At 42.5% G+C, this 21,368-nt stretch carries 18 protein-coding genes; 7 read left to right on the forward strand and 11 right to left on the reverse strand.

What is annotated here, in order from left to right; translation table 11 throughout:
• Positions 1-162: 162 nt before the first annotated feature.
• From OO007_RS11120 to OO007_RS11130, 3 genes are read left to right on the forward strand one after another with little or no spacing between them, the layout of a single operon-like run.
• Complete coding sequence (locus OO007_RS11120; RefSeq protein WP_325808848.1) at positions 163-1,335, forward strand: amino acid ABC transporter permease; 1,173 nt, start codon at positions 163-165, stop codon at positions 1,333-1,335.
• Between the two features lie 5 nt (positions 1,336-1,340).
• Positions 1,341-2,438, forward strand: coding sequence for an amino acid ABC transporter permease (locus OO007_RS11125; RefSeq protein WP_325808849.1), 1,098 nt, complete (start codon positions 1,341-1,343; stop codon positions 2,436-2,438).
• Between the two features lie 13 nt (positions 2,439-2,451).
• Positions 2,452-3,228: an amino acid ABC transporter ATP-binding protein gene (locus OO007_RS11130; RefSeq protein ID WP_325808850.1), complete on the forward strand. Its 777-nt coding sequence runs from the start codon at positions 2,452-2,454 to the stop codon at positions 3,226-3,228.
• Positions 3,229-3,289: 61 nt separating this feature from the next.
• Here the strand turns inward: OO007_RS11130 and OO007_RS11135 are convergent, their stop codons facing one another.
• The gene (locus OO007_RS11135; protein ID WP_131907687.1) at positions 3,290-4,267 is read right to left on the reverse strand and encodes an NAD(P)-dependent alcohol dehydrogenase; all 978 of its coding nucleotides are present in this window, start codon (positions 4,265-4,267) and stop codon (positions 3,290-3,292) included.
• A gap of 159 nt (positions 4,268-4,426) precedes the next feature.
• Here OO007_RS11135 and OO007_RS11140 point away from each other — a divergent pair, with 159 nt between their 5' ends.
• Positions 4,427-5,314 (forward strand): LysR family transcriptional regulator, encoded by an 888-nt coding sequence (locus OO007_RS11140; protein WP_207907166.1) that lies wholly within the window; start codon positions 4,427-4,429, stop codon positions 5,312-5,314.
• Positions 5,315-5,592: 278 nt separating this feature from the next.
• On the opposite strand, the gene OO007_RS11145 is transcribed toward OO007_RS11140, so the two are convergent.
• The 10 genes from OO007_RS11145 to OO007_RS11190 all read right to left on the reverse strand — a co-directional run bounded on the left by OO007_RS11145 (position 5,593) and on the right by OO007_RS11190 (position 17,257).
• Positions 5,593-5,850, reverse strand: coding sequence for a glutaredoxin domain-containing protein (locus OO007_RS11145; protein WP_131907689.1), 258 nt, complete (start codon positions 5,848-5,850; stop codon positions 5,593-5,595).
• 12 nt (positions 5,851-5,862) lie between these two features.
• Positions 5,863-6,081, reverse strand: coding sequence for a GDCCVxC domain-containing (seleno)protein (locus OO007_RS11150; RefSeq protein WP_325808851.1), 219 nt, complete (start codon positions 6,079-6,081; stop codon positions 5,863-5,865).
• A 111-nt stretch (positions 6,082-6,192) separates the two neighbouring features.
• Positions 6,193-7,692: a TolC family protein gene (locus tag OO007_RS11155; RefSeq protein WP_325808852.1), complete on the reverse strand. Its 1,500-nt coding sequence runs from the start codon at positions 7,690-7,692 to the stop codon at positions 6,193-6,195.
• A complete protein-coding gene (locus OO007_RS11160) occupies positions 7,689-8,990 on the reverse strand; it encodes a TolC family protein (protein ID WP_325808853.1) in 1,302 nt (433 codons plus the stop codon). The genes OO007_RS11155 and OO007_RS11160 overlap by 4 nt, the downstream gene beginning before the upstream one ends.
• Positions 8,987-12,181: an efflux RND transporter permease subunit gene (locus tag OO007_RS11165; RefSeq protein WP_325808854.1), complete on the reverse strand. Its 3,195-nt coding sequence runs from the start codon at positions 12,179-12,181 to the stop codon at positions 8,987-8,989. Before OO007_RS11165 ends, OO007_RS11160 begins: the two co-directional genes overlap by 4 nt.
• A gap of 3 nt (positions 12,182-12,184) precedes the next feature.
• Complete coding sequence (locus OO007_RS11170) at positions 12,185-14,344, reverse strand: efflux RND transporter periplasmic adaptor subunit (protein WP_325808855.1); 2,160 nt, start codon at positions 14,342-14,344, stop codon at positions 12,185-12,187.
• A gap of 206 nt (positions 14,345-14,550) precedes the next feature.
• The gene (locus OO007_RS11175) at positions 14,551-14,934 is read right to left on the reverse strand and encodes a hypothetical protein (RefSeq protein ID WP_325808856.1); all 384 of its coding nucleotides are present in this window, start codon (positions 14,932-14,934) and stop codon (positions 14,551-14,553) included.
• A 379-nt stretch (positions 14,935-15,313) separates the two neighbouring features.
• The gene (locus tag OO007_RS11180; RefSeq protein WP_325808857.1) at positions 15,314-15,757 is read right to left on the reverse strand and encodes a YtoQ family protein; all 444 of its coding nucleotides are present in this window, start codon (positions 15,755-15,757) and stop codon (positions 15,314-15,316) included.
• Between the two features lie 67 nt (positions 15,758-15,824).
• Complete coding sequence (locus OO007_RS11185) at positions 15,825-16,550, reverse strand: hypothetical protein (protein WP_131907697.1); 726 nt, start codon at positions 16,548-16,550, stop codon at positions 15,825-15,827.
• Between the two features lie 308 nt (positions 16,551-16,858).
• Positions 16,859-17,257: a hypothetical protein gene (locus OO007_RS11190; RefSeq protein WP_325808858.1), complete on the reverse strand. Its 399-nt coding sequence runs from the start codon at positions 17,255-17,257 to the stop codon at positions 16,859-16,861.
• A gap of 164 nt (positions 17,258-17,421) precedes the next feature.
• On the opposite strand from OO007_RS11190, the gene OO007_RS11195 reads away from it, so the two are divergent.
• The 3 genes from OO007_RS11195 (at position 17,422) to OO007_RS11205 (ending at position 21,275) form a co-directional block, all read left to right on the forward strand.
• Positions 17,422-19,272 (forward strand): monovalent cation:proton antiporter-2 (CPA2) family protein, encoded by a 1,851-nt coding sequence (locus OO007_RS11195; RefSeq protein WP_325808859.1) that lies wholly within the window; start codon positions 17,422-17,424, stop codon positions 19,270-19,272.
• A 149-nt stretch (positions 19,273-19,421) separates the two neighbouring features.
• Positions 19,422-20,087 (forward strand): SOS response-associated peptidase, encoded by a 666-nt coding sequence (locus tag OO007_RS11200; RefSeq protein ID WP_325808860.1) that lies wholly within the window; start codon positions 19,422-19,424, stop codon positions 20,085-20,087.
• A 78-nt stretch (positions 20,088-20,165) separates the two neighbouring features.
• Complete coding sequence (locus tag OO007_RS11205; RefSeq protein WP_325808861.1) at positions 20,166-21,275, forward strand: hypothetical protein; 1,110 nt, start codon at positions 20,166-20,168, stop codon at positions 21,273-21,275.
• The last annotated feature ends 93 nt before the right edge of the window (positions 21,276-21,368 follow it).

The raw sequence follows: 21,368 nt of genomic DNA on the forward strand, positions 1-21,368 counted from the left end.
TCAAAACCATCTGCGTAACTACTCTAAGTACTTATGCAGATGATTTTTATGGATCATCGTTTATTAAGATGAACTTGTGGCAGTTATAGGTGAATCAGAATAATTTAAAAATAATTAAAGTGGGCCAGAACGTCCATTATTTCCCACACTTAGGTAGTTTGCTTGAAAACCCTCGTCAGTCAGATTAAACAAAGCTTTAGCAATATCAGTGTCAGCGGCCTAGTCGGTCAAATGTTTGTGCTTGGGCTGATTTTTTACGGTTCGTATTTCCTGTTATTAACAACTCAGGAGAATTTGACGGCACGCGGAATTGACTCTGGCTTTAAGTTTTTAAATAGCGAAGCTGGTCTACCAATCAGTGATAGCCTCATCGAATACAGCCCTGCCAAAAGCTACGGTACTGCTTTTTTAGTCGGTATTTTAAATACTTTATTTGTATCATTTATTGCGATTATATTTGCGACCATTTTAGGCGTAATCGTAGGTGTCGGTCGTACGTCAAAAAACTGGGTAATTTCCAAGGTATCCGCATTTTTTGTTGAAACCTTACGAAATATTCCACTATTACTTACTCTGCTGTTTATTTACACGGTGGCGCTAGGCACTTTGCCACGGGCAAAAACACCCTTCAACCCGATTGAAGGTGTCTTTCTAAGCCGGCGAGGCTTATACCTTCCAGACCCAGTTGCTCATGATGGCTTTGGGCTTGTGGTGGCGGCATTTTTTGCAGCTATTGCAATTGCTTACTTTTTCACAAAGTGGGCGAAAAAATTACAGATTCGCACCGGTCGAGCGTTACCGAAAACACTGATCTCACTTTTAGTGATTATAGTATTGCCGCTATTGGTATTTTTCATCCTGGGTAAACCGATGAGTTTGGAATACGCCGAATTGAAAGGTTTCAATTTTGTTGGCGGTATTGTCTTAAAACCTGAATTTTCCGCCTTACTCTTAGGCTTAATACTTTATACCGCTGCCTATATTGGAGAAAATGTGCGCAGTGGATTGCAGTCCGTTCCTGCCGGACAAATCGAGGCAGCGAGAGCATTACGTGTACCCAAAAGTGTGATTATTCGTAAAGTATTATTACCTCAGGCTCTGCGTGTAACCATTCCGGCAACCACTAATGACTATACGAGTTTGGTGAAAAACAGTTCGCTGGCAGTGGCTATTGGTTATCCCGATATGGTTTCAATCGGCGGCACGATTATTGGACAAAATGGCCAAGCGATAGAAATCATTGCAATGTGGATGGCCGTTTACATGACCATCAATCTCATCATCTCCGCTCTCATGAACTGGCTAAATAGCCGCGTTCAAATAGTTGAAAGGTAAGACAGATGACTAATCCAACTATTTTTGTTCCCAAGCCCGATCGTGAGGCACCTGCCCAAGCAAAAGGTTTTCTGCACTGGCTAAAACACCATGTATTTAACGGCTGGTTTAATTCAGCATTAGCGTTGAGCCTGATCGCGATAATAGTATTAACTGTTCCGCAAGTTATTCAATGGGCGTTTATAAAAGCTACCTGGGTTGGTGACGCTGCAAACTGCAAAACAAGTCCCGATGGCGCTTGCTGGTCATTTATCGCGGCCAAATTTCGCGTGTTAATGGTTGGCGTTTACCCCGCAGCAGAAAGTTGGCGCGGAATTGTTGGCGCACTGGTATTGGCTATATTGATCATCACGACCATCACCAATCACTTAAAAGGAAAAGTCTTGATAGTGGCATGGTTGCTGCTACCGGTTTTTGGTTACTGGATTATTGGTGGTGGTTTTGGCTTAAACGAAGTCGATCAGTCATCGTGGGGCGGATTGATGTTGAGTGTATTACTGGCACTCGTCGGTATTATCGTTTCAATTCCATTAGGCATCGTATTAGCTTTAGGGCGCTTTTCAGGCTCACCCATCACTAAATCACTGTGCATCGGCTTTATTGAAACTGTCCGTGGTGTGCCCCTAATTACCATATTGTTTATGTCATCGGTGATGATGCCATTGTTTTTACCGCCCGGTTTCATTATCGATAATATGTTGCGCATTCAAACCGGCATGATTTTCTTCTCAGCCGCTTATGTCGCAGAAGTCGTCCGTGGTGGACTGCAAGCACTGCCTAAAGGGCAATTTGAAGCCGCATCTTCATTGGGAATCAGCTACCCTAAAACTCTTTATTTGATAGTGTTGCCACAAGCGCTGCGTCACGTGTTACCGCCACTGATAGGGCGTTGTATCTCCATGTTTAAAAACACTTCACTGGTTATCATTGTGGGACTACTGGATTTCTTGGGAATGATTAAATCAGCCTCTCTCGATTCTGAATGGCTAGGTTTTGAAACCGAAGCCTATGTATTTGGCGCCGTGGTTTATTTTTCAATTTGCTATTCCCTGAGCCGTTATGGCGCTCATTTAGAAAAATCTGACCCTGTTTTACAAAAATAATTAAGAGCCTGAGATGACAGAAAATACACGAGACAGCGACGCTCTAAACAACAATGAAATAACCATCGAATTCAAAAACGTGAATAAATGGTATGGCGATTTTCATGCACTAAAAGACATAAACCTGAAAGTTCACAAAGGCGAGCGCATCGTTATTTGCGGTCCTTCGGGCTCCGGTAAATCCACTCTGATTCGCTGCATCAATCACTTAGAAGAAATTCAAGAAGGCCAAATCTTCATTGATCAGCAAGAACTGGCTGGTAGCGAAAAACAGATTGATAATGTCTGTCGTGAAGTCGGTATGGTTTTTCAGCAGTTCAATCTGTTTCCTCACATGACAATTCTTGAAAACCTCTGCTTAGCGCCAGTTTGGGCGAATAAACTGCCACAAATAGAAGCAGAAAAGATAGCCTTAAAACATCTACACCGTGTCGGAATCGGAGACCAGGCAGATAAATACCCGGGACAACTATCCGGTGGACAACAACAGCGTGTCGCGATAGCCCGCGCACTGTGTATGAGTCCAAAAATTCTACTCTTCGATGAGCCAACATCCGCCCTCGATCCAGAGATGATCAAAGAAGTGTTAGACGTCATGGTCGAATTGGCAGAAAGCGGTATAACCATGATCTGTGTCACCCACGAAATGGGATTCGCACAATCTGTCGCCGACCGAGTGATCTTTATGGACGTCGGCGAAATAATCGAAGAAAAAGCCCCATACGAGTTTTTTAACAATCCAGAAATGGATAGAACCCAAAAATTCCTGGAGCAAATTCTTTCGAATTAAATTTATAGTCACCCCCCTACTTTGGGGCACTTTTTTATAGAATCATTATTTAGGTACGCTTTCAAATAATAAGACTCACAACCACATTACCCTTCTTCCGCCCTGTTTCAATGTAGCGGTGTGCATCCGCTGTTTCTGCCAATGAGTAAGTTCTATCTATTACCGATTTAATTTCGCCTGATTTATACAATGGTATTAATTCATCAATCATTACTCGAAGCTCTTTTGCAGGTCGTAAACCAGTCGCAGAGAATCTGGCTTTTTTAGACATGAATGTTGAAGTCCACATCATCTGTATCAAGAGTGGAAAACTCAAAACAGGTGAAAGATAAGCACCCTGCTCTTTTAGATTTTTCCGGCATTCACAAAACGAACTTTTGCCAACGGCATCATAAACAAGGTCGTAACTGTTCCCCATTTTAGTAAAGTCCTCCTCATGATAATCAATCACTTTATCAGCACCGAGTGATTGCACTAACTCCACATTTGCACGACTACAAACACCTGTTACTTCTGCACCCAACGCTTTTGCTATTTGCACAGCGGCACTTCCCAGGCTACCCGAAGCTCCATTGATAAGAATACTCTGACCTCTTTTCAACTGACCAATATCTTTTAAAAACGCATAAGACGTTAAAGCACCATCGCAAATTGGGGCCGCTTCTTCGTGGCTGAGATTATCCGGTAAAATTGAAATCACTGCGTCTTCAGCAATGCAAATGTATTCAGCATTTGCGCTAAAATTAACACCTGTTTCACCAAACACTTTATCGCCCATTTTAAATTGCGTGACACTTCTTCCTATCTCTTCTACTTCTCCTGAAAAGCCTGTGCCAGAGATAGGGTGCTTATGTTTTGCAAGGCCGAGAAATAAGCGACCATAACAAGGCTTGCCCTCTCTTATCATGCTGTCTGCCGTGGTAATGCTGGTCGCCCACACTTTAACCAAAACTTCGTTTGCTTTCGGTGTCGGCTTCTCAACCTCTGATACCCGAATCACCGCGGGTGAGCCATAGCCTGAATAGGTAACTGCTTTCATAATGTGCCTTTCAATAAAAAATTAATAATGGTGTTTAACTGTTGTTGTTTAACGGTTGTTTAACTCATAGAAAACATCGTAATCCATACACTTAAGAATAGTAATTACCTAAATTTGCATTAAAGACATACAATTATGCATAGATAGGAGATGAGACTAATGGACTGGAGATCAATAAAGTTTGACTGGAATCGCGCCCGCGCATTTTTAGTCACCGCAGAAGAAGGCTCACTGTCAGCAGCCGCACGCGCCTTAGGCATGACGCAGCCGACACTTGGCCGCCAAGTATCAGCACTTGAAAAAGAGTTGGGAGTCGCCCTATTCGAACGCGTAGGACTGGGGCTAATTCTTACACCAAGTGGTTTAGATCTGGTGGAACACGTCAGAGCAATGGGAGATGCCGCAAGTCGCGTATCACTAACAGCAAGCGGACAATCACAAAGTATCGAAGGCAATGTATGTATAAGTTGTAGCGAATACTATGCCGTCTACAAACTACCAGCAATTGTCAAAAAACTACGAAAATTAGAACCAAAAATCACCATCGAAATAATCGCTACCAGCACCACCAGCGACTTGAGAAGACGCGAAGCAGATATCGCAATTCGTAACTTTCGACCGACACAACCCGAGCTGATTGCGAAAAAAATCAAAGACGTTTATGCGAGGCTCTACGCAACACCCGAGTACCTAAATGAAATTGGTGAACTCAAAAAACCTGAAGACCTAAGTCGTGCGGACTTTATAAGTTTTGATGAAATCGACGGATTAATCACGGGTCTCAATGCAATGGGTTTAACACTCACCAAGAAAAACTTCCCATTACAAACAGAACATTTCATCACTCATTGGGAATTAGCAAAACAGGGGTTAGGCATCGGTATCATGCCCGAAGAATTAGGCGAAAAAGAAACCGCAATAGTTCAGGCTTTACCAACACTCGCACCGATAGAATTCCCCATCTGGCTAACGGCCCATCGAGAGCTAAATACAAGTAGAAGAATCAGAATGGTATTTGATTTATTGGCTAAGGAGTTGGCTGAATAAAAAAAGTGCCTATAAGGTGGGGGGTGGCTTTCTTAGGCTTACCAAAAGCCAAGAATGACAAGTCAAATAATTGAGTTATTCGTTTAAAAAACAAAACGATAAGCTCACTAAAGTCCATCGTAGATTCCACAAGGAATCGTCGATGTTCAAGCTGGAATAGATGTTATTACGATTGCTAAGTCACCCCCCTACTTTTGGGCACTTTTTAATCGCACTTAAGTTTATTGTTAGATTATTGTCTTGCGACCTACGTTCGACTTAGTTGAGCTAAATCCTATTTAACCGCCGAGTAACTCATCCAGCTTGCCATTGCTATCCAACGCTTTTAGATCAGCAAAGTCACCAATGTGCTGATCATTGATGAATATTTGCGGTATGGACTTCTGCCCACAACGCTCAATCATCGCATCTTTTTCGAGTGGCATTAAATCTAGCAGATACTCCTCATAGTCAACACCCTTCGCTTTCAGAAACGCCTTGGCATCTACGCAGTGTCTGCAAAAACTGGTACCGTATATTTCAACCTTGACTGTCATAAGTTATATTTTTTATGTTGAACAACAATCTGTCCCTGCCTGGATAGGTGGGCAGGCAACAGTCCCATAAGAACAAAAAACACAGCAATCACCCTTTAACGGCTTAAGCAGGGTTTTACATTCTATGCACTCGTAATACCATTGACACGCATCCGTTGGCATAGTTTCTGTTTCTGCATGCTCACAGACTGGGCACGTAATAGTAGATTCTAAAAGTATCTCTTTAGCCATTAATTACTCCTTACTTTGGCATAGTAACTTACCAAGGTTCGTTTAAGGAAAAATGTTAAATTTAACTACCCAAAAAAGAGCCTCAAAGGTGGGGGGGTGGCTTTAAAAATATTACTTAAGTCTAAAACCAATCAACCGCTCAGCCTTATATCGACTAACCTCCATCCCACTCTGCGCATTCAATAAAAGCAGACGGTATTTTGTAATCGCTATCTGCGCCTTTATCACTTTTACATTATCACTTTCACCTGTCTCGAATGCATTTCTGGCAATATCCAGTGAAGATTTCGCTTTTGGGATGACATTATTTTGGTACAACGTGTAAGTTGATTGTTGTGACTGGTAGTTAGATAAGGTCTGTTGTAGCGCATCGCTGGTGGTGTTTTTTAAGGCGGCTATTTTTGATGCTAGTGCTTTGGCTTTTTGTCGGGTTTCTTCCAGATAGGCGTCATTTTTTGCAAAGAAGTTATTCGTTTTTATCTTTGGTTTGGTGTTGAATTTTCCGTTTTGGGTACGACTGAAACCTGCATCTAAATCGGGGTAGAGTCGTCTTTCTGAGAGTTGAATAACGCGCTGCATTTTAGACAGTTCTGATTGTAATAAGGCAATTTCTACGCGATGTTTATGTGCTTGTTGCGTTATATCAGCTCGGCTTGTAGACAGATTTGCTTTACCCAATTTATCCAGACTACCAAAACGAGTCGTCGCGAGGATATTCAGTAGTGCGTTTAATCGTGCTTGCTGGGCATCGCGTTTGTCTTTTGCGACTCTGCGTTTATTTTGGCTGGCGGCGATTTCAATATCTGCTTGTAAAATATCATCCAGCCCGCCGGTATTGGTGGCGTAGTTATTTTGCAATTCTTCTTTGAGTGATTTGTATTGGCTGGTTAGCCTGGACTGCAACACCATTTCTCGTTGTGCGGTTTGCATTTCTGTATAGGCAATCCGTGCGTTGGTAATGGTATCTTGTGTCGTTTGCTTGAGCTTTAAGCGCGAGTATTTTACCGACTCATCAATAATGGATGACTTAATCGCATTCAAACCCGGGGATGGATAGGCTGCGCTTTTGTTTTTCGACAAACTCGCCTTTGCGCTACCCGTTAACGCTAACTCATTGGTGAAAGCTTCATACTGCGCCAGCATATCTGATAAGTATTCCACCTGATTGTATTTAGATAAGCTTGCCTGAGCTTGTTGTTGCGCGCTTTTGATATCCAGATTACGTGTTAACGCCATGTTTAATACGGTATTGAGTGATGCTTTTTTAGCTAGCGTTTCCACTGAAGTATTGTCGGCAATGGGTTTGAATAAGCCATTATTGGCTATCACGCCATTTAAGTTTGCTCTGGCTTTTCTTGATCCATTCGATTGGCGTTTTGCCAAGGCTAGCGTCGGCATTTGAGGTATGTTACTTGCAGTCGTGACCGGTGTTTTAGTTTGTAGATTGGCTTTTACGTATTCCGAGTATTTATGCTGATCAAAGTCTTTCTGTAATGTGTTAACGACACGACTTTGGCTACAAGCAGTGAGTAGCAATACAGAACACATTGTTAGACTTGTTAGCGCTGTTTTTGGTAATGGCCTAGTTACGTTTTTAAGTAAGAGTCTCATAGCTTTTTACCTGTCAGCTTTTCCAACTGGATGAGGCTTTGCCAGTAATCTGCCAGCGCACGTTGATAGGCTAATTGAAAATTTAAGCCGGTTGATTGCGTTTCCAGATATTGTCCAATCGAACCCTTATTTTCGCGATACTGTGATTGTGCCACCTGCATCGCCCGATTCGCTTGAGGAATCAAACTGTTCTGATACAGCACGGTTTGTCGATAGGCATTATTTAATTTGAAATGGAGTTTTTTCACGCTGTTTCTTAAGGCATTCTGCATGGATTTCTTATCTTCTATTTTCTGTAGATGCTGGAGTCTCGCCTGCTCTTTAATCGCCCTGTTTTTTGATCGATTAAGGGGAATATTCAAGCCGATATTGACTGCAAAACCATCTCGTCCATTTCTGTCTAATCCATCAACATTACGCTCTCCAATCTGGGTATAAAGCGCGCCCACCGTAAAATCTGGCTTACTTGCGTAGCCCGCTAGCTGCTGCTGTAATTTACTTTTCTGGATTGCTATATCACTCAATGTGATTTCTTCATTGGATTCAGCCCATTGATAAAGGCGCGTAATAGGATGAGGGAATTTAGGTGGCATCCGCGTATGGCGTGATACTTCAAAGGCAAATTCTGGATTGCGGTTTAGCAGTGTATTGATGCGTGTCTTTTCGGTAGAGGCTAACTCTTGTAGTAATTGCACATCATAAGCGACCTGAGCCGTTTGACTCTGCGCCTTCGCCACATCGTTTAAGGTACTGACGTTTGCTGCGTAGTCGGTGCTTGCAAGGTTGGTCACTTTATCCAGCAACTGCTTATTCTGCTGACTTAGTTGAATCGCATTTTCGAGATAGACCAATTCATAATAGGATTGCTTTAGATCTACAATTAAGTCGCGACTGGCTCTATCAAACGAGACTTTCGCTGATTCGATATCCTTTTGTATCAGCTTGCCTTTTAAGGCTAATTTTCCGCGATATGGGATTTTCTGATTTAACGCGAGCACTCTATCTTGAGGACCTAAACGCGTTTCCACCGGGTTAATCGCTTCGGTATAAACCAGCTTAGGATCATCTAGCGAAGTCGCTTGTTTGTATTGATGAATCAGACTTTGCCACGCGAGTCGTTTGGATTTCAGCTGAGGGTTATTATCCACCGCGATTTTTATCAATTGATTCAGAGGTGTTGGTGGAGGTGTAGCTGCTGCGAATGCTTGAGATGGAATTAGATTCCCTGTCGCAACAATAAGACCAATCAAAACTAGGCCATGAACACTTTGAAGGCTTTGAAGTTTTAAAAGTTTCATGAGTTGTTCTCCATAGCGAGTTTTGATTCTGGGTTTTGTTGTTCTGGCTTTTTGAGCGCTAGCTTTTTTAGCTCGTGTGTTTTCCACAGCAAATAAATTGCAGGAATCACTAATAAAGATAAAAACGGTGCGGTTATCATTCCGCCAATCATTGGCGCTGCGATGCGTTGCATTACGTCGGAGCCTGTTCCACTACCCAGCATAATCGGAATTAAGCCCGCGATAATGATTGCTACTGTCATCGCTTTGGGACGAACTCGCATTACCGCGCCTTCCATAATGCAGGCTTTTAAATCATCGACTGTATGGTAGTTACCCTGTCGTTTTCTTTTCTCTATCGCATTGTCTAGATAGATCAACATAATCACCCCAAACTCAGCCGCTACACCCGCCAAAGCGATGAAGCCTACGGCGACTGCAACCGAGAAGTTGTATTGCAATATATACAAATACCAGATGCCACCTGCCAATGCGAAAGGTAGCGATAACATAATAATTAATGCCGCTGTCATGCTGCGGAAAGTGATGTAGAGCAACAATAGAATAATCAGTAACATCATGGGAATCACGACGCTGAGCTTTTCTTGCACCCGCAATAGGTATTCGTATTGACCTGTCCAGGTGACGGAATAACCGGGAGGAAGTTCTAGTTTATCCCGTAATATTTTCTGTGCATTTTTGACATAGCCACCTAAATCGACATCTTTGATATCGACGAAAGTCCAGCCATTCAAACGTGCATTCTCCGTTTTTATCATCGGAGGGCCTTCACTGAAACGAATGTCTGCCACGCGAGATAAAGGTATATGTGCGCCTGACGGTGTTACCAGAGGCAACTCCATGAGCTTATCGATATCATCCCTGGTGTGACGCGGATAACGTAAATTAACCGGATAGCGTTCAAGCCCTTCGACCGTTTGCGTTATGTTCGCACCACCTACGGCAGAACTTATGATGGTCTGAATATCATCGATATTTAAGCCAAAACGCGCCGCGGTAATACGATCAGGAACGATCTCGATATAACGACCACCTGAAACACGTTCGGAGAATACCGAAGCGGTGCCTTCCACATCATTTAGAATGCCCTCGATATCCTTTCCAATCTCCTCGATGACCTTTAAGTCTTGCCCCGCAACTTTGATTCCAACTGGCGTTTTAATGCCTGTAGCGAGCATATCGATTCGGGTTTTGATTGGCTGTACCCACGCGTTGGTTAACCCTGGAAACTTCACCAGTTTATCGAGTTCTTCTATGAGCTTTTTCGTGGTCAATCCTTCGCGCCATTCGCTCTTATCTTTAAATTGAATGGTTGTTTCGATCATCGTGAGTGGTGCCGGGTCGGTTGCTGTTTCCGCACGCCCTATTTTACCGAAGACACGCTCAACTTCTGGAACGGTTTTAATCAGCTTGTCGGTTTGCATCAACAGTTCTTGCGCTTTACCAATGGACACGCCCGGAAGCGTGGTCGGCATATACAACAGGTCGCCTTCTTCGAGTTCTGGCATGAATTCACTACCAATTTTATTCAACGGTACGATTGCTGAAAGGATTACCAGTAACGATACTAAAATAGTCAGAAACGGTGCTGCCAAGCACATCTTGAGCAATGGTCGATAGATAAAAATCAGAATAACCGACAGTGGGTTACTGCTTTCTTTGGGTAATTTTCCGCGAATAAAGTAGCCCATTAATACTGGCACTAATGTAACAGACAAACCGGCAGCCGCAGCCATTGCATAGGTTTTGGTAAATGCCAGCGGAGAGAATAATCGGCCTTCTTGCGCTTCTAAAGCAAAGATAGGAACAAAACTTAGCGTAATGATTAACAGTGAGAAGAATAACGCTGGCCCTACTTCGATTGATGCTTCGGTAACTACTTTCCAGTGCTCATTACCTTTGGGCATCACGCCATGATCTTCTTTGTAATGCTCCAGGTGTTTATGTACATTTTCGATCATTACAATTGCGGCATCAATCATCGCGCCAATGGCTATGGCGATACCTCCTAATGACATGATATTTGCGTTAATGCCTTGGTATTGCATCACCGTAAATGCCATTAATATACCAATAGGTAGACTAATAATAGCGACCAGTGCTGAACGCAGATGCAACAGGAATATCAAACAAACCACGGCAACTACGGCAAACTCTTCGAGTAGTTTGATTTTTAGATTATCAACAGCATTTAGAATCAGTTTTGAACGGTCATAGGTCGTTACAATTTCAACGCCTTTAGGTAGACCTTGCCTAATATCTTCCAGTTTCTTTTTGGTATCTTCGATAACTTGCAGTGCATTTTCGCCATAGCGCATCACTACAATTCCGCCGACGACTTCACCTTCACCATCCAGTTCTGCGATTCCTCGACGCATTTGTGGACCAATATTTACCTGTGCAACATCACGTAACAATATCGGCGAACCTGTTTCTTTATTCAGGCTGACGGGTATCGTTTCGATATCTTCTATGTTCTTTAGATAACCTTTGGAGCTAATCATGTATTCGGCTTCGCCAAGCTCCATGACCGAACCACTGGTTTCTCTATTGCCTTTTTGTATCGCTGTTTTCAGCTGGCTGAGTGATATGCCATAGGCACGAAGGTTATTCGGATCAGCCGTGATTTGATATTGCTTTACCATACCGCCAATAGTGGCAATTTCCGATACACCGGGAACGGTTTGTAATTCGAATTTAACGAACCAGTCTTGAAGTGATCTTAGCTGTGAGAGGTCATGATTATTGCTTCTATCGACTAACGCATATTCATAAACCCAACCGACACCTGTTGCATCAGGACCCAAACGAGGCTCTACACCTTCTGGCAATTGACTGGCTGCCTGACTGATGTATTCCTGTACTCTGGCGCGTGCCCAGTAGATATCAGTGCCTTCCTCAAAAATCACATATACATAAGAATCACCGAAGAATGAGTAACCGCGAACAGCAGTTGCTTTCGGCACACTCAACATAGTGGTTGTGATCGGATAAGTGACCTGGTCTTCCACCACTTGTGGCGCTTGCCCCGGAAAACTGGTTTTGACGATGACCTGAACATCCGATAAGTCAGGAATCGCATCTAGTGGCGTCTTGGACAGTGAGACTAAACCCCAAGCGGTTATTAACACCGTAAACATAATCACTAGAAAACGGTTATTGATGGATGCTTTTATAATGTGCGCTAGCATGGCTTATTTGCCCATCAGGCGACGGAAACTCGCTTGCAAATTACTTTCAGAATCAATCATGAACTGGCCTGAAACCAGAATATCGTCACCTTCTTTAATGCCATCGATAATCTCGACCTGTCCGTTAGATTTCATCCCGATGGTGACATCAACAGGTTGGTATTTATTTTCAGAAATTACTTTTACAACTCGCGGGCTTTTCTCGTAATAAATAATCGATTCGGTAGGGACACTTACAACCTTCTTATTGTTGGTTAGCAATGTCACATCAGCAAACATATTGGGTTTCAGCAATTGATCTGGCGTAGGAATTTTTAGACGTACTTTTAAAGTGCGCGTTTTAGGATTCAATTCAGGGTAGATATAATCGACTTCGCCTTGCCATTCCTTATCCGACATACTCTGGACTTTAACCAGCGCTTTGTTGCCCACTTTTACCCAGGTTAATTGATGTTCGAATACATCAACAATCACCCATACTGACGATAAATCCGCAATCGAATAGATTTGAGTACCCGGCGTAACATACATACCGTTCTTGATGCCTATGCTGGTAACCACACCCGAATGATTGGCGATAATGGGAACACGATTCTGTGATTTTCCGCTTTTGCTTATTTGCTCGATGAACTCATCTGAAACATTTAAATCACGTAGTCGCGTCTTAGAAGCGAGGGTTAAATTTGCACCCGCACGTTTGGCAAGTAACAAGTCTTTTTGTGCCGCTACAATTTCTGGCGAATAGTACTCAAGCAGGGTTTTACCTTTAACCACAGGATCACCAAGAGAGCTGGTGTAGAGTTTCTCGACCCAGCCACTCGCGCGAGCATGGATATGATGCACACTGTCTTCGTTGTAGGTAATTGAACCCAGTGTTTTTATATTGCGTGACAGTTCATTGATCTTAGCCTTTTCAATGCGAACACCCATGTTCTGTGCCGTACTTGAATTTATGGTTATGACGGGCATTCCATCTTTCTGATTCATTGCCATATCGCCGCCATCGTCACCTTGTTCTTCATAAACAGGGACTAAGTCCATCCCCATTGGTGACTTACCCGGCTCATCTCGACGATAGTTAGCATCCATTGGCGCAACCCAGTATTTGATCTTTTTCTCTTTGGGTTTGCTGTTCATGGACATCGCTGGTTTTTCATCAGCGACAGGTTCTTTCTTAACCAAATTCATGCCGCAGATCGGACAGTTCCCTGGCTCACCTTTGACTATTTGAGGATGCATAGGGCAAACGTAAGTAGGGTCGGCGTGACGACGCGCGTGTTCTATCAGCGAATCATCTTTAACATCATCCATGGTCATTGTTGGCTTTGGCATGGTTTCAGACATTGGCTTTGCTTTAGACATACTCATTGCTGGTTTTTCTTCTGCCTCAATCTCCTTCTTGACCAAATTCATGCCACAGATTGGGCAGTTTCCGGGCTCACCTTTGACTATTTGCGGGTGCATAGGACAAACGTAAGTAGGGTCAGCGTGACGACGCGCGTGTTCTATCAGCGAATCATCCTTAACATCATCCATGGTTACTGGTTTAGACATAGTCATCGGCTTTGACATGGGTTCTGATTCAGACATAGTCATTGCTGGTTTTTCTTCAGCTTCAAGCTCTTTCTTGACCAGATTCATGCCGCAGATCGGACAGTTCCCCGGCTCACCTTTGACTATTTGAGGATGCATAGGGCAAACATAAGTAGGGTCTGCGTGACGACGTGCATGTTCTATCAGCGAATCATCTTTGACATCGTCCATGGTCACTGGTTTGGACATAGTCATCGGCTTAGGCATGAGTTTTGTTTCAGACATGCTCATTGCTGGTTTGTCTTCTGCTTCAAGCGCTTTCTTGACCAAATTCATGCCGCAAATCGGACAGTTCCCCGGCTCACCTTTGACTATTTGAGGATGCATGGGGCAAACATAAGTAGGGTCAGCATGACGACGCGCGTGTTCTATCAGAGAATCATCTTTAACATCATCCATACTCAAATTAGAGTTAGGTTTAAAAGTTTCCTCGAAACTATTTCCTGTTACCTTAGTAACGGTGTTTTCAAACAGCTCTTCTCTATCAGCGGGTTCGAGTAAAAACCAATATGCCGTTGCGGTAATCGCCAATACCACCAAGAAACCCAATGTTTTTATAATAAATTTCATAACTAACCTTTAAATACTGCTTGCTTATGTTTACTGAGTGAAACGACAGGAATGCTATCTATATTCCTAATCACAGAAACAAAAGTTACAGCTTCAAACCGTATGGATAAACCAAATACAGTTGCATTTGATTCTTTTTAGTTCACACACTATTAAATAAATGATGTAAGAAACTTGACGCACGTGGCGTAAGTCTAAGAAGTGTTTTAGATAAAGGTGTTTATCGGGGGCCGATAGAGGGAATCAGAAGGTTTTGAAGTAAATAAGGAGGTTAAATATTGAGATTTTAAACGATCAACAGTTTGAGGATGTTGAATGTTAAAAGTAGTTACAGAGGTGTAATTTACTTGTGTGTTTTCACAATCACAGGCATTTGAATGATCACAGATTTTATCTGGTTTTTCACAACAATCATGCATGGATGCCATGTTTGCGGAATCAACTGTAGTGGATTCGTTGATGCTTTGTGACTCTGACATTTGATCCGCCATTGCCATTGACGCAGGCATCATATTGCCACAAGAATGAGGAGATGCAGACGCATTCACAATCGGAAAGACCGATAGAATGAAGGCAATAAATAGAGTCACGAATTTCTGCATAACTTTATTATACGATAACTATCATAATTTTGGATGCGAATTTTATCACCCCCCTACTTTTGGGCTATTTTCTTTCAGCTTTATAACCAGGCCGAAAAAAAGTGCCTAGCTCTGCATAAATTCGATTTACGTTTTTAAAACACAAAAACGTAATCTAATTCAAAGTAGGGGGGTGTCTTAGAACTGTATTAACACTTAACCAAGTTTGATTAGTGTAGATCGACGATGAACTGGGCTCTTGGTGAGCCTCTGGGTCGAAATAAATTTGCCGTTATAACAACACCTGTGGATTATCGATCATTGTACATCGACGATTCCTTACGGAATCTACGATGAACTTTTCTGGCTCTTGGTGAGCCTCGAAAAGCTACTTCTGAGCGATCGTATACTTCAAAACTTCAACGACTTGCTCTGGCGTCTGTGCCCATGCCATTGCCGCTGCATCTACTTCTTTCAACGGGTGAATGATATCTTCGTCATGTAGCGTGATATAGGGTGTGCCTAAAGCTGCGCAGAAACCTGCATCAAATGCGGCGTTCCATTGCTTGTATTTGTCACCGAAACGTACCACTGCCAAATCACTGTTTTCCAACATGGTTTTGATTCGAATCGCGTTCACTTTGGCTGATTTGTGATCGCGCCAGAAGTTGTTTTCATCTTTGCCTAATACATCGCCTGCGGCATCGCTGGCTTCGTGATTGGTTACAGCGGAACTGAAATTGATAGGTAGATTATGTTCTTCACAACCTGCGATTATTTTCTCTCTCCAATCGGTGTGAATTTCTCCCGATAGATAAACATTCCACTCCATTATGTACTCCAGATTTTAGGTTAATTAGACAGCCCAGCATCTTACCATCTTTACCAAATACGCAGCATCAATCTATAACATTTATTGAAAGCACGCGTGAAGGTAGCTTGTTTTCTCTGATGTAATTTTTTATCCCTATTTTTCCTGAAGGAATACTTACGGGCACAGCAATCGGATCGAGACATACCGCTTTTAGCATTGAGCCAATATCGGAGGGATTCTTCTCATCAAACAGATCTAATAAATGCTGTGTATTCCAGAGACTTTCGGGGTGCTGTCTGCAGCTTTGGTTAAATGACATAACATCAGCATGCCAAATACAATTTGCCGTGTCTTTAGTCATCGCCTGAGTCTGGTTGATGATTTTATTGTTAATGAATTTTTCCATCACGGCGTATTCATCACTGTATTTTTGTTGCTTGTCTAGCTGAGAACTAAACAGGGATTTTTCAGAGCGTTTTTTGTGTCTATCCCAATACATTTGTGGGTCTTGAAAGCTTGGGTATTTGTATTTGGAGATCGCAATTTTCGAAACCCCTTTCGAAGAGATAATGATGGTCGTATCGCAGCCGCTTTTCTTCTTTTTATTATGCGGAATCACCATTCTTTCTGCCGAGAGACTCGATGATAACGGGCCGTCTATAAACCCGGCGAAGCGTTTATTAAAACTTTCGATGTATTCTTTTTTGCTATCTATGATGCGCCGTTTCAGGTCTAAATTAGTACTCATGTCTGCATATAAAGCAAACATGGCAATTTGTTCTGCAATTTCTACGCTTATTTCAAAACTCATCTTTTTATCACGCTATTACTTTTGCCCTTTAAATTACTTTTGTCGTTTCAACGAAACAACTATCCAAGCTTTTCTATAACTTTGATTACTTTGATTACTATGTTTTTAGGGTTAACGTTATTCAGTTTTTAATTTCTGCTAACAGTTCAATGAATTTAGGACAAAATGGCTAATTCTGTTATTTCGTTTAACAAAGTTTGACGTACATCAAACTTATGATGCCATTAGAAAAAAGCCTCGTAAGTAGGGGGGTGGCTTTTAGTATTGTTGATTAACGAAATTATTGTTGATTACTGAAATGACAGTAATCAGGCTTCTTCTGCATTTATCGCGGCAGTTTTAGGGGCATCCGTATCAATGTCTACCCAGCTATCGTGCCAGATGGCGTAGATGTCTTTAACAGAAGGAAGCAATAACACCACCACCGCCAGCAACCACAAGGCAAAGTACCACTTTAATGTGGATGCAGATTCAGGAATGAATTTACCCAGCACAATCACACTGCCTGCGGTCAAATAAAAGCGGTTAGCAGAGCGTTGCATATAATAACCAACCTTGGGCTCTGGGTGATTTCGATTCATCGTATAGAGAAAAACCGACGCACCAAAAAACAACGGTAAAAATGGCAGTGGCAAAAGCACTGCGGCAATACTCCCCCAGTTGAACATATAGGCACTTCTACGTGCTGATTGAGCTGTGATTTTCATGGTTAACTCTCACAATATTCATTCGACGATTATCCGTGAACGGTTTTTAACTATAAGGTACGAGAAATCGCTGTTTATTACTTTGATATATGTAAAGAATGGGATAAAAACATTGAGTATTTGTTATATTAATTTGATTCTTAATACCTAGATTAATCACCCCTATGGATCTTTTAACCCAAGCTTTTGTTTTTCTCGCCGCAGGTGTTATCGCTGTGCCCATTGCGAGCCGTCTGGGTTTGGGGTCTGTCTTAGGTTATTTAATCGCAGGCGCATTAATTGGTCCTTCTGCATTAAAGTTGATTAATGAAACCGAACACGTCATGCATTTTGCCGAATTTGGCGTGGTGATGATGCTGTTTCTGGTTGGATTAGAATTACAGCCACAGGTTTTATGGCGCATGCGCAAACCTATTTTAGGTCTTGGCGGACTGCAAGTGATCATCACAACACTCGCCATAACGGGATGTGCAGTGGCTTTGGGATTAGCCTGGCAAACCTCAATGGCGATTGGCTTGATTTTGGCGCTATCCTCCACCGCGATTGCCTTACAGATCCTTGAAGAAAAGCGGCTCATGAAATCGGAAGCGGGTAAATCCAGTTTTGCCGTACTGCTGTTTCAAGACATTGCCGTTATCCCTATTATCGCGCTGTTACCGTTACTTGCGCTTAGTGATATAACGAGTACCAAAGTTGATGACCATGCCTCTTCCAGCATTATTTCGCATCTGGTTGCGTGGCAACAAGCACTCATCGTTTTAGCCGTTATTGCATCTATTATCTTTATCGGCCGTTACCTGATCAGGCATTTATTTCGCTTTATTGCGGAAAGCGGTCTGCGTGAAATATTTACCGCCGCCGCTTTATTACTGGTTATCGGCATTGCGCTATTAATGAATCTGGTGGGCTTGTCTCCCGCCCTCGGGGCTTTTATCGCTGGCGTGGTATTAGCCAATAACGAATACCGACATGAGCTAGAAGCGAATATCGATCCGTTCAAAGCATTGCTATTGGGCTTGTTCTTTATCTCAGTTGGGGCGGGTATCGACTTCTCATTGATTGCAGAAAAACCACTCATCATTATGGGATTGGTACTCGCTTTAATTCTCGTTAAGTTTGTTATTTTGTGGGTTTTAGCCCGTGTGTTTGGCTTACTCCGTGGCGATAAATTCTGGTTTATCTTTGCCCTGGCTCAGGGAGGCGAGTTTGGTTTTGTATTGCTTTCACTAAGCTCAGCATCAAACGTCATTCCAAAAGACATCGTTGGTATTTTGACTGCCGTGATTGCCCTATCGATGGTGTTAACCCCCATTCTTATTCTTTTGAATGAAAAGTATATCCAACCCTTATACGACAAAGACAATAACGACAGCATGGAAGAAACCATGGAGCATCAACACAATCCCGTAATCATTGCGGGCTTTGGTCGTTTTGGGCAAATCGTAGGTCGACTATTAATCGCTAACCAGTGCTCGGTAACTGTTCTGGATCACAGTGCGAGTAATATTGCGCGCGTTCGAGAGTATGGCTTCATGCTTTATTATGGTGATGCGAGTCGCTTAGATCTCCTGGAAACCGCCGGAGCCAAAGAGGCGAAACTACTTATTATCGCCATCGATAGCAGAAAAAAGACCAATGCAGCGGTCGCTATGGCGAAAAAACATTTCCCACATTTGAAAGTCCTAGCACGCGCTTATGACGTCATTCACTATCACGAGTTACGAGAATTAGGGGCTGACCATATAGAACGCGAAGTTTTCCAGGGATCACTGAGTCTGGGTAAAAAGGCGTTACAGGAATTAGGAGTACCAGCGTATAGCGCAGAGCGCAAAGCCGCGTTATTTGCCAAACATGATGAAGACACCATTCATCGATTGCATGAGCATCGAGATGACCGTAAGCGATTCATTTCGGAATCACGCATAGCGCAAAATGAGATGATGGAAATCTTCAAGGCAGAAAACCCTGAGGTTGAGACAGATTCTGCTGAAAAGTCCGAGAAGCAAACAAGCTAGCTAAATGTTAGAAACGGTGTTCAGACATGATGTTCGGATATAGTGTAAAATCAGTTTAAAAAACGGCTCATAAGTAGGGGGGTGACTTTTCCCCTCAACAGGCCTTAATTAGGCTAGAATAAAAACATTAATCACTAACTTTAGAGCCTATGTGCGGACGATTCGAACTTAACATCAGTAAAGAGCAATTGATTAAAACGTTTGTGATTAGCGATCCACAAATGCCAATGTATGAGCCTAATTTTAATATTCCACCGGGCACAGACATTCCCATTATTTATCAGATTGGTGATCACCGCAGATTGACCGCAGCGCACTGGGGATTGATTCCCTCATGGGCGAAAGACCGAAGCATTGCCAGCCATACCTTTAATGCTCGTTCCGAAACGGTCGCAGAGAAACCCTCTTTTCGCTCAGCCTATAAACGACGTCGTTGCATGATTCCTGCGACTGGCTATTACGAATGGAAAACATTACTCAATGACGGAAAACCAGCAGGTAAGCAACCTTTCTGGATTGGGCTTAAAGACCATCAACCATTTGCCATGGCTGGTTTATTCGAGAATTGGACTGACACAGAGTCTGGCGAAAAAATAGAATCCTGTACCATCATTACTCGCGATGCCTTTCCTGAAATTAATGATATTCACTCACGCATGCCGGTGATTTTACCCAGCGAGTACTATCAATTATGGCTAAAAGGCGCGATTGATGATTTCCCGATGATTGAGGAGCAAGACCTCACCTATTATCCTGTTTCAAAAGCAGTTGGGTCACCATCGAATAATTACGAATTTAAACCATTAAGTGATTAATTTTCGAAACCCAGCTCTATGTTTTTAACTAAAAAAATTACTATTGGCATTGGCTTAGTTCTAGCAATTTTTACAATCATGAGCTGTAGTAACAATGATTCTCGCTTTAGTGAATTACCGGGTTTTAAAACCTACTTCGATAAAAACAAACCCTCAAATGAATTACCCAGTAAATCAGATCAATTACTTTTAACACAATTTAAACCACGTGTTTATATGGCAAAAGGTCAAACGAAGTTTATCGACTTTTATGCTGACTATATCGCCCATGGTTCTCTGTATGTCGACAATAAACTTGTAAGTAACAACGTAAGCCAAACCCTACTGAATGAATACAAAGATAATAATCAGGCAGAATTTCGTCATTCAGCCATCAAACAAACGACATCTCCGACAATTTATGCACGTATTGATAGAAGTGAACTCATTTATAAAGATAAGCGCTTGCCCCTGACTTTTCTCAGTTACAACTTAGTGTTTGCAAATAGCGGATTACTAAAAGGACTTGCCGGATGGCAACGGGTGGCGATGGGAATTGTTGGCGATAATGAAGACTGGCATCAACTCGATCATTATGTCGGTCTAACCGTAGTATTGTCTGAAGAAAAGCCCATCGCCATAATGCTACAACAACATAATTATCAAACGACCTGGTTAGTCGCAGACAAAAATAGTGAACATAGCCTTAGATTACCCGCTGATCAAAGAGTTGAGGTAGATGTTGCGATGCAATCTAACGAGCTTTATTTACATTCTAATCAAATCAAGAAGCACCCCGGTCTTTCATTTGTAAAAGAAGACTCGATTGAGTTTTTAAAAACAGGGGAAAACAAGCCGATGATGGCAGGCTGGGATATTACCCACGGTGAAATTGAACAACAGTATGCGTTGAAGTTCTTACCCTCAGCCGATGCGTTTTATACCTTTAAAGGTAAGCTCGGCGAAGGTCGTAAATTACCCGGTCGAGATGGACCACCAGGCGCTAACTATGTCACCTTACCACCTTTAATACCGCTACCCAATAGAATGGTCAGCGGTTATAGACCAAGACAAGTGCATATCGAAAAAAAGAAAATTAAAGCACTGTTTGGTGATGGAGCCTTTTCAATTAAACCGCAGGGTTTGATGGCATACACAGATGATTTTATCGGTGATTTATCTATTGAAACAAAACCATTTCTAAAATAGTTTGATACGAGATCGTAAAAAAGCCGTTCAAAGGCGGGGGGTGCCTTTAAACAGCCATTCACTTGTTAAAAGTATTTCAACAAGAATTAAACC

Origin of the sequence: Cocleimonas sp. KMM 6892 (assembly GCF_035798195.1) — a bacterium.
Lineage (GTDB): Bacteria > Pseudomonadota > Gammaproteobacteria > Thiotrichales > Thiotrichaceae > Cocleimonas > Cocleimonas flava.